Origin of the sequence: Acinetobacter sp. YH16031, from assembly GCF_013417335.1 — a bacterium.
In the GTDB taxonomy this organism is placed as follows: domain Bacteria; phylum Pseudomonadota; class Gammaproteobacteria; order Pseudomonadales; family Moraxellaceae; genus Acinetobacter.
Genome location: NZ_VPED01000109.1, coordinates 1 through 2,278, shown reverse-complemented (window position 1 = coordinate 2,278; position 2,278 = coordinate 1). Strand labels below are relative to the sequence as shown.

3 protein-coding genes are annotated in these 2,278 nt (G+C 56.1%); 2 read left to right on the top strand and 1 reads right to left on the bottom strand.

Going from position 1 to position 2,278, the window contains the following annotated elements; all coding sequences use genetic code 11:
• The first annotated feature begins 208 nt into the window (after window positions 1-208).
• Both aac(3)-IId and FTV31_RS16285 read left to right on the top strand, forming a co-directional pair.
• Window positions 209-1,069 (top strand): aminoglycoside N-acetyltransferase AAC(3)-IId, encoded by an 861-nt coding sequence (gene aac(3)-IId / locus FTV31_RS16290; RefSeq protein ID WP_000557454.1) that lies wholly within the window; start codon window positions 209-211, stop codon window positions 1,067-1,069.
• A gap of 12 nt (window positions 1,070-1,081) precedes the next feature.
• Window positions 1,082-1,624, top strand: a complete 543-nt coding sequence (locus tag FTV31_RS16285; protein WP_000587837.1) for an AAA family ATPase — start codon at window positions 1,082-1,084, stop codon at window positions 1,622-1,624.
• 407 nt (window positions 1,625-2,031) lie between these two features.
• On the opposite strand, the gene FTV31_RS17655 is transcribed toward FTV31_RS16285, so the two are convergent.
• The coding region (locus FTV31_RS17655) for a hypothetical protein (protein WP_206299284.1) at window positions 2,032-2,278 on the bottom strand (247 nt) is incomplete at its 5' end.

Here is a 2,278-nt window from a genome sequence, read left to right as displayed (position 1 = left end):
TCATTCGAGTCTAGACAAAATGACACCAAATGAGTTTTACTATGATCAGCTACCCCAACAAAACAAGGTGGCTTAACTAGAGCGGAATATCACTTATAAATACGCTTTTAGTTGTTCAAACAAGTGGGACCACCTCTATATCTCGATAGGTATAGTAGAGTGATATCTCGATAGGTATAGTGTTTTGCAGTTTAGAGGAGATATCGCGATGCATACGCGGAAGGCAATAACGGAGGCGCTTCAAAAACTCGGAGTCCAAACCGGTGACCTCTTGATGGTGCATGCCTCACTTAAAGCGATTGGTCCGGTCGAAGGAGGAGCGGAGACGGTCGTTGCCGCGTTACGCTCCGCGGTTGGGCCGACTGGCACTGTGATGGGATACGCGTCGTGGGACCGATCACCCTACGAGGAGACTCTGAATGGCGCTCGGCTGGATGACGAAGCCCGCCGTACCTGGCTGCCGTTCGATCCCGCAACAGCCGGGACTTACCGTGGGTTCGGCCTGCTGAATCAATTTCTGGTTCAAGCCCCCGGCGCGCGGCGCAGCGCGCACCCCGATGCATCGATGGTCGCGGTTGGTCCGCTGGCTGAAACGCTGACGGAGCCTCACGAACTCGGTCACGCCTTGGGGGAAGGATCGCCCGTCGAGCGGTTCGTTCGCCTTGGCGGGAAGGCCCTGCTGTTGGGTGCGCCGCTAAACTCCGTTACCGCATTGCACTACGCCGAGGCGGTTGCCGATATCCCCAACAAACGGTGGGTGACGTATGAGATGCCGATGCTTGGAAGAGACGGTGAAGTCGCCTGGAAAACGGCATCGGATTACGATTCAAACGGCATTCTCGATTGCTTTGCTATCGAAGGAAAGCCGGATGCGGTTGAAACTATAGCAAATGCTTACGTGAAGCTCGGTCGCCATCGAGAAGGTGTCGTGGGCTTTGCTCAGTGCTACCTGTTCGACGCGCAGGACATCGTGACGTTCGGCGTCACCTATCTTGAGAAGCATTTCGGAACCACTCCGATCGTGCCTCCGCACGAGGCCGTCGAGCGCTCTTGCGAGCCTTCAGGTTAGAGGCCGTCGACAATGATAATCTGGATCAACGGACCTTTCGGCGCCGGAAAGACGACGCTCGCTAAGCGGCTGCGCGATCGGCGTTCCAAATCGCTGATCTTTGACCCCGAGGAAATCGGGTTCGTGGTGAAAGAAACGGTCCCCATGCCAGCGAGCGGAGACTATCAGGATCTCCCCTTGTGGAGGGGACTTACGATCGCGGCGGTCAGGGAGATTCGAAGGAATTACTCGCAGGACATCATCATCCCAATGACGCTCGTGCACCCGGACTATCTGACTGAGATACTCGACGGGGTAAGGCGGATCGACGATCAGCTGCTGCACATCTTTCTGACGCTCAACGAGGACCTATTGCGTCACCGGATCGCGAACCAGACCATGCATCCTGACCCGAATCGAAATGCGGAGATTCGAGAGTGGCGATTAGCGAATGTCGCCCGATGCTTGGCCGCAAGGGAACGGCTTCCATGCACAACCCGTGTTCTCGATAGTGGTGCACACACCAGCGATGAACTCGCAGCGATGGTGCTCGACGGAATCGATGGGCGCACCTGATCGCCTTCGACGCCTGCGCAAAGCGTAGCGCGAGGGTGGCGGGCTCACGACCAAACGCCCAGAGGTCGATCATCGCAGGGATGTTTGGCTTTGTGGTGCGGACGACGGGACTCGAACCCGTACTCTCACAGAGAAGCAGATTTTCGTACCACCTCGACTTTCGCCGCCGTCTGATGACGTTCGTGGTCTGGACTGTCCCTTCGCCATTGCCCGAAGGCTTTAGGCGCCGCCCGTCCAGTCTCTACACCTTCCCCCGAAGGGGCTTGGCTCGGGATTGGCTTAGGGTATTGCCCGTTAGCGTTCCCCGACTTTGAGCGGTTCTACTCCGCGGATTTCCCCGCGGGCACTCCAATTTTAAAGTCTGCTGCGTCTACCGATTTCGCCACGTCCGCCTTTTTTCGCCGTTCCTAGCGCTCGTGCGATGCACCTATGTTGCACCTAGCGCCGAATCGTTCTTCGTCATCCTGAAAAACCACGTCTCCTAAAGCCTTGCATAGCTTATCTTTTCTCCACCACGAACTTTTTTGGGCACTGTTGCAAATAGTCGGTGGTGATAAACTTATCATCCCCTTTTGCTGATGGAGCTGCACATGAACCCATTCAAAGGCCGGCATTTTCAGCGTGACATCATTCTGTGGGCCGTACGCTGGTACT